Origin of the sequence: Actinomadura kijaniata NBRC 14229 (assembly GCF_001552175.1) — a bacterium.
GTDB classification, from domain to species: Bacteria; Actinomycetota; Actinomycetes; order Streptosporangiales; family Streptosporangiaceae; genus Spirillospora; species Spirillospora kijaniata.
In genome coordinates, this window is the sequence record NZ_BCQR01000285.1 from 1 (window position 1) to 7,451 (window position 7,451).

Consider the following 7,451-nt stretch of genomic DNA (forward strand, 5'->3'; position numbering starts at 1 on the left):
GGCGGCGTGCCGCCCGCCCGCGACGGACGCGGCGGCCGCGACCCGGCCCGCGTCGGCCTCCGGCCCGATCAGGTGCGGGGCGACGGCCACCGAGTGCGCGCCCGCCAGGCGCAGCTGCTCGGCGGCGGCCTTGACGCCCGCCTCGTCGTCGAGCGAGGCGGTGAACACCGGTGTGGCCAGCCGCGAGGCCAGCAGCACGCTGGTGATCTCGGCCTGCCGGACCGCCTCGGCGCCGCCCGGGGTCGCCACGATGATGCCGCCCGCCTCGGTGACCATGGTCATCATGCGGATGCGGTCGGCGCGCGCCAGCCCCGCGTCGGCCAGCCGGTCGTGCAGCGCCTCGGCGATGAACGGGTGCGGGCCGAGCGGCTCGGCCGCCAGCATCGGGGCCGGGGCCTGCGCCACCGCGTGCGCCACCGCGTGCCGGACCGCCGGGTCGGGCCCGGTGACCAGCGGGACGACCACGGCCGCGGGCTCGTCGGGCCGCTGCTGGCGCAGGCCGCCCAGCAGCGGGCCGAGCGCCTGCTCGCCGCCCTCCAGGAAGCCGACCAGCGCGGGCTGCCCGGTGTGCTCGATCTCCACCAGCCGGGCCAGTTCGGCGGCGACCGCCGCACCGGGACGCGCGGCCGAGCCGGGCACCGCCAGGACCAGGGCGGGGGAACCGGGAGGGAGCAGGAACGACTCGTCGCCGCGGTGCCGCCCGCCGCGGAGGGCGCGGCGGCGTCGCGACGGAAGTGCCTCGGATGCCTGGCTTTCGGGACTCACGGCGGGAATGGTAACGCCGATCGGTGGCCGTCCGACCGGCGCGGTGCTGGATCAGCAGCGAATTGTGACCGTACGGGCGGGGTGGAAAGTCACGAGTTATGTACCGATTTAAGGAGGGCTTGCGATCATTCTACGTGGTCCCCTTAAGATCTCGGCCAACTCCGCCGACCAGGGGGGCTATAGCCGCGAGGTGTCATGAGTCAGCCCAGCACACGATCGATTCGTTCCAGGATCGTGACCTTGCTCGTGGTCCCGTTGCTGTCGCTGGCGGCGCTGTGGACCTTCGCCGCGGCGCTCACCCTCGGCGACGCGATGGGCCAGCGCCGGTCCGAGGGCTCCATCGAACGGCTCGCCGACATCATCCAGGACACGGTGTTCGCGCTCGGCGCCGAGCGGCGGGTCTCGGCCGCGGCCGTCGGGGCCGAGCCCGCCTCCCGCTCCACGGTGCAGGAGGCCCGCGGCCGCACCGACGCGCGGGTCGCGACGTTCCGCCAGCGCGCCCGCGAGGAGCTCGACGCGGCGTCGGACGAGGGCTCGACCCGCGTCCGGCTGCTCAACGACTCGCTGCGGCGGCTCGACGGCCTCAAGGACATCCGCGACGCGGTCGACGGGCAGACCATGGATCACGTCGCCGTCGTCGCCGCCTACGGCGGCGTCGTGGACACCATCTACGAGTTCTCCGACCACACCCTGCTCACCGACGACGCCCGGCTGAACCAGTGGGGCGCGGCCATCGTGAACGGCGGCCGCGCCATGGACCTCGTGATGCGCGAGAGCGCGCTGGTCGCCGGGGCGGTCAACGGGCGGCTCACCGCCGCCCAGCACCGGGCGTTCGTGGAGCTGGTCGGGCGGCAGCGGCAGCTGTGGGAGCACCAGCGGGCCCAGATGGACGCCGGGCACCACGGCCGCGTGCTGCGCCCCTCCCTGACCTCCACGGCGTTCACCTCCTTCCAGGCGATGGAGAACGAGATCGCCGACACCGGCACCCGGCGCGGCACGGTCGATCCCGCCCGGTGGTCCTCGCTCGTCGAGCCGATGCTCGTCACGATCAACGACGCCCACGGCAAGAGCCTGGCGCAGCTGCGCGACGAGCAGCACGCCCGCGGCGACCGGATCCTGCTGATGCTCGGCCTGGCGGGCGGCCTGGGCCTGGTCGCGGTGGGCGCCTCGCTCGTGCTGTCGGTGCGGCTGGGCCGCGACCTGATCCGCGAGCTGACCGGGCTGCGCCGGTCCGCGCAGGACATGGCCGAGAACCGGCTGCCCGGCGTCGTCGCCCGGCTGGTGCGCGGTGACCGGATCGACGCCGACGCCGAGGCCCCGCCGCCGGCCAGCGGGCGCACCACCGAGATCGCGCAGGTCGCGGCGGCGTTCGGGGCCGTGCAGCGGACCGCCGTGGAGGCGGCCGTCGGCCAGGCCGAGCTGCGCGAGGGCGTGCGCGCCCTGTTCCTCAACATCGCCCGCCGCAACCAGTCGCTGCTGCACCGCCAGCTCAAGATGCTGGACACGCTGGAGAGCCGCGCCGAGGCCGACGACCTGGACGACCTGTTCAAGCTGGACCACCTCACCACCCGCATGCGGCGGCACGCCGAGAGCCTGATCATCCTGTCCGGCGCGACCCCCGGCCGGGGCTGGCGCCGCCCGGTCGCGCTCGCCGACGTGCTGCGCGGCGCGGTCGCCGAGGTGGAGGACTACACCCGGATCTCGGTGCTGACCGAGGCCGACGACGCGCTGGTCGGCGCGGCCGTCGCCGACGTGATCCACCTGCTGGCCGAGCTGCTGGAGAACGCCACCGCGTTCTCGCCGCCCGGCACCGAGATCCGGATGATGGCCGAGCGGGTCGGCAACGGCTTCGTCATCGAGATCGAGGACCGCGGCCTCGGCATCGCGCCCGACGAGCTGGCCGAGATCAACCGGCGGCTGGCCGCGCCGCCGGACTTCGACCTGGTGGACACCGACCAGCTCGGCCTGTTCGTGGTGGCGCGGCTGGCGGCCCGGCACCACATCCAGGTGTCGCTGCGGCGCTCCCCGTACGGCGGCGTCTCGGCGGTCGCCCTGCTGCCGCACGACCTGGTGGTGTCCGCCGAGGACTTCGACCCCGACGCCCCCGAACCCGCGCCGGAGCAGGAGCCGGCCACCGAGTCCGCCACCGGACCCGCCACCGAGTCCGGCGTGGAGCCGGGCATGGAGGTGGGCGTCGAGCCGGGCGTCGAGCCGGGCGTGGAGGTGGGCTTGGAGGTGGGCCCGGAGCCGGAGCCCGCGTCCGGCCCGGACGTCCCCGCCCCGGTGGTGCCGCTGCCCGGCGCCGCCGCCGAGCCGGTCTTCGCGCCGCCGCCCGAGCCCGAGCGCGGCTTCGAGCCCTGGCCCGAACCCGAGCCCGCCCCCGAACCCGCCCTCGAACCCACGATCGTGTGGGATCTGCCGCCCTCCGCGCCGTCCACCGAACCCCCCGCCGGACCGGCCGCGCTCCCGCACGCCGTGAACCCGTGGTTCGACGACGGCGCCCGCTGGGCGGACCCGGCGCGGAACGACGCGCCGCCCGCACCGGAGCCACGACCGCTTCCCACGTCCCCCGCCACGACCGCTCCCACCGAGACCGCTCCCGCCGACAGCGACCCCGCCGACACCCACGCGGGACTGCCCCGGCGGAGGCGTCAACAGAACCTGGCCCCGCAACTGCGCGACGACGGACGGGTCACACCGCCGCCCGTGGAGGAGAACGCGCACGGCGTCGTCGTGCGCTCGCCCGAGCAGGCGCGCTCCCTGATGTCGTCGATCCAGAGCGGATGGCGTCGCGGCCGCGACGCGGACCGGGACCTGCCCGAATCCGGGCGAGAGCACCACGAGCATGAGGGGATCCGATGATGCACGGCACCGCGACAGGCGAGCTGGACTGGCTGCTCAACGATCTGGCCGACCGCGTTCCCGCCGTCCGTCAGGCGGTGATCCTGTCCCGCGACGGGCTGGCGGTGGCGGCCTCCCGCGAGCTGGCCCGCGAGGACGCCGAGCACCTGTCGGCGCTGGCGGCGGGCGTGCAGAGCCTGGCGCGCGGCGCCGGCCGCCACTTCGACGGCGGCAACGTCCGGCAGACGATCATCGAGATGGACAACGCGCTGCTGTTCGTCACCGCCGCCGGGGACGGCACCTGCCTGGCGGTGCTGGCCACCGCCGACGCCGACGCGGGCCTGATCGCCTACGAGATGGCCGTGCTGGTCAAGCGGGTCGGCCGGCACCTGCAGGCCGCGCCGCGCACCAGCGGGAGCTGACCGCGGTGGCGGCGGACGGATGGTTCGGCGACGGGGACCGCGAGGACCGGCGCGCCGGACGCGACACCGGCCACGAGTGGCTGGACCAGGAGGCCGGGCCGGTCGTGCGCCCCTACGCGATGACGCGCGGGCGCACCCGGCCGGAGGGTGGAACGTTCGACCTGATCGCGGTAGTCGCGGCGACCGGGAAGCCGCCCGCGCGGCGGTGGCGCTACGGGCCCGAGCACCGGCGGATCCTGGCGCGCTGCGCGCGCCCGGTCCCGGTCGCCGACCTGGCCGCCGACCTGGGCCTGCCGATCGGCGTGGTCCGGGTGATGCTGGGCGACCTGCGCGACGACGGCCTGGTCCGGGTGGTGGCGACGATCGAACGCAGCGACGGCCGCCCCAACGTGGGGGTGCTGAGGGAGGTGCTGGATGGGCTCCGCGCGCTCTGACGGGACGTTCCCCGAGGGAACGCCCGACGACGGGCCGCCGCTGGTCACCACCAAGATCCTGGTGGCGGGCGGGTTCGGCGTCGGCAAGACGACGATGGTCGGCTCGATCAGCGAGATCCGGCCGCTGCACACCGAGGAGCCGCTCACCGAGCGCGGCGTGGACGTCGACGACACCTCGGGCGTGGAACGCAAGACGACCACCACCGTGGCGATGGACTTCGGCCGCATCACGCTGACCGAGCGGCTGGTGCTGTACCTGTTCGGCACGCCCGGCCAGGAGCGGTTCTGGTTCATGTGGGACGAGCTGGCGCAGGGCGCGCTGGGCGCGGTCGTGCTGGCCGACACCCGGCGGCTGACCGACTGCTTCCCGTCGGTCGACTACTTCGAGCGGCGCGGCACGCCGTTCGTCGTGGCGGTCAACTGCTTCGAGGGGGTCGAGACGCACCGCGCCGAGGACATCGCCATCGCGCTGGACCTCGACCCGGACGTGCCGGTGGTGCTGTGCGACGTGCGGCGCCGCGAGTCCTGCAAGCAGGTGCTGATCAGGCTGGTCGAGCACGTGCTGAGCCTGCCCGACGCCGCCGACGACGGACACCGCGCGAAGGCGGTGTGACCGGGAGCGACCCCGATCCCTGACCCCGGAGATCTCATGACGTAGTAGGCTCCGGCAGACCTCCACACACCCCCGCAAAGGGAGGTTTTCCACCACATGTTGGCCCGGCGCCTGTCGTCCGTGCGGGCGAGGATCACGACGCTGATCCTCGTCCCGCTGCTGTCGCTGGTCGCGCTGTGGGCGTTCGTGACGTCCGTGACCTACGGCGACGCCGTGCAACTGATGAACGGCAAGCGGTTCCAGGACAGGTCGCTGCTGCCGACCCAGAAGCTCATCAGCGAGCTGCAGAAGGAACGCCGGCTCTCGCTGTGGCAGCTCGGGGCCCCGGCGAACGCCGACCGCAGCGCCCTGGACGCGCAGCGGCGCGCGACCGACGCGGCGCGCGCCGTCGTCGAGCGCAACGCCCGGGACGGTGACCTGCGGGAGGCGGTCGTCCCCGCCGTGCGCGCCCGGATCGACGCGTTGGTGGCGCGGATGCAGGTGCTGGGATCGATCCGCCGCACCGTCGACGCCCACACCGCCGTCGAGCACCCGAACGACTTCCACACCGTCGACCGGCAGCGGGTGCTGGCCGAGGTGTCCGGCATGATCGACGCCGGGTTCGCGATCTACAACGCGGCCGTCCCGTCGGACGGCCGGATCGCCACCGACGCGCGCGTCCTCACCGCCGTGGGCCGCGCCCGCGAGTTCCTGGCGCGCGAGGACGCGCTGCTCACCGGCGCGCTGTCGGCCGGCCGCCTCACCGCCGCCGAACGCGCCGAGTTCGCCCAGTTCGTCGGCGCGCAGCGGAACCTGTACGCCGACACCGCGCCGAACCTGCCGCCCGCCGACGCCGACCGCTACCGGGACATGGCCGCCAGCCCGCCGTTCCAGCAGCTGCGGAAGCTGGAGGAGCAGGTCATGCGCGACACCGGCCGGGAGACGCGCACCACCCGCACCAACGACGAGCAGAACGCGGCCCCGCCCACCGGCCAGCAGCCCGACCGGCAGCAGCAGCCCACCGGCCGGCAGCCCGACGACCGGCACCCCGACGACCACCAGCAGCCCGACCCCACCAAGACCTCCAGCGCCGTCCGGACGAACCTACCGGTGGATCCGGCCGCCTGGCGCGGCGCCGTGGACCAGGTGACGGAGCGGCTCTACACGTTCGAGAACTCGGTGCTGGCGGGCGTGACCGAACGCGCCACCGGCATCGCGATCAACACGCTCGCCCCGCTGGGCCTGGCCGGGCTCCTCGGCCTGGTCGCGGTCGTGCTGTCGTCCTACATCGCGGTCCGGATCTCCCGGCGGCTGCTGCGCGAGTGCCGCGCCCTGGCCACGGCCGTCGGCGACTTCGCCCGCAAGCGGCTGCCGCTGCTGGCCGACCAGGTCCGCGCCGGGGACTCGGTGGACCCCGCCGACGAGCCCCCCGCGGCCGACTACCGGATCGCCGAGATCCGCGAGATCTCCGAGTCGTTCGTGGCCACGCGCGACGCCGTGCTCGTCGCGGCCGCCCGCGAGATCGCCGTGCGGCGCGGCCTCAGCGAGGTGTTCGTCAACCTCGCCCGCCGCAACCAGGTGCTGCTGCACCGCCAGCTCAGCCTGCTCGACACCATGGAGCACCGCACCGAGGACCCGGCCGAGCTGTCCGACCTTTTCCGGCTGGACCACCTGGCCACCCGCATGCGGCGGCACGCCGAGGGCCTGGTCATCCTGGCCGGCAAGCACGCCGGCCGCGGCTGGCGGCGGCCCGTCCCGCTGGTGGACGTGGTGCGCGGCGCGGTCGCCGAGGTGGAGGACTACCCGCGGGTGCGGGTGCAGCAGCTGCCCCGGGTGGCGCTGGTGGGCGCCGCCGTCGCCGACGTCATCCACCTGCTGGCCGAGCTGGTCGAGAACGCCACCTCCTACTCCCCGCCGCAGGCGCCGGTGCTGGTCAGCGGGCACGCGGTCGGCAACGGCTTCGCCATCGAGATCGAGGACCGCGGCCTCGGCATGACGCCCGAGGCGCTCCAGTCCGCCAACGAGAAGCTGGCCGACCCGCCGGAGTTCGACCCCTCCGACAGCGCCCGCCTCGGCCTGTTCGTGGTGGCGCGGCTGGCCCGGCGGCACGACATCCGGGTCACGCTGCGGCAGTCCGCCTACGGCGGCACCACCGCCATCGCGCTGCTGCCCGCCAACCTGGTCACGGACGTGCCGGAGCCGGAGCCGGCGGCGCGCCGCTCGTCCGGCCCGGTGACGCTGCCGGCCGGCGCGCCCACCGGCGGCGCCGGGACCGGCACGACGACCGCGCAGCAGAGCGTGGTGCGGCTGGTGTCCGAGCCCATGCCCGAGCCCGAGCCGCCCACCGGCCCCGCGCCGTCGCCGCCCGCGCCGGAGCTGACCGCCGACGGGCTGCCC

Annotated in this window: 6 protein-coding genes; 5 read left to right on the forward strand and 1 reads right to left on the reverse strand. The window is 75.0% G+C overall.

The window, feature by feature from the left end:
* A partial coding sequence (locus AKI01S_RS47465) for a sirohydrochlorin chelatase (protein ID WP_067833417.1) occupies positions 1-765 on the reverse strand: 765 nt, incomplete at its 3' end.
* 234 nt (positions 766-999) lie between these two features.
* Between AKI01S_RS47465 and AKI01S_RS47470 the strand changes: the two genes are divergently transcribed.
* From AKI01S_RS47470 to AKI01S_RS47490, 5 genes are all read left to right on the forward strand, one after another.
* Positions 1,000-3,627, forward strand: a complete 2,628-nt coding sequence (locus AKI01S_RS47470; RefSeq protein ID WP_169814143.1) for a nitrate- and nitrite sensing domain-containing protein — start codon at positions 1,000-1,002, stop codon at positions 3,625-3,627.
* Positions 3,627-4,028: a roadblock/LC7 domain-containing protein gene (locus AKI01S_RS47475; protein WP_067833430.1), complete on the forward strand. Its 402-nt coding sequence runs from the start codon at positions 3,627-3,629 to the stop codon at positions 4,026-4,028. The genes AKI01S_RS47470 and AKI01S_RS47475 overlap by 1 nt, the downstream gene beginning before the upstream one ends.
* 5 nt (positions 4,029-4,033) lie before the next feature.
* Complete coding sequence (locus AKI01S_RS47480; protein ID WP_245682090.1) at positions 4,034-4,462, forward strand: DUF742 domain-containing protein; 429 nt, start codon at positions 4,034-4,036, stop codon at positions 4,460-4,462.
* A complete protein-coding gene (locus AKI01S_RS47485; RefSeq protein ID WP_067833424.1) occupies positions 4,443-5,075 on the forward strand; it encodes a GTP-binding protein in 633 nt (210 codons plus the stop codon). Before AKI01S_RS47480 ends, AKI01S_RS47485 begins: the two co-directional genes overlap by 20 nt.
* Positions 5,076-5,171: 96 nt before the next feature.
* Positions 5,172-7,451, forward strand: a 2,280-nt coding sequence (locus AKI01S_RS47490; protein ID WP_067833427.1) for a sensor histidine kinase, incomplete at its 3' end; no start/stop codon positions are given.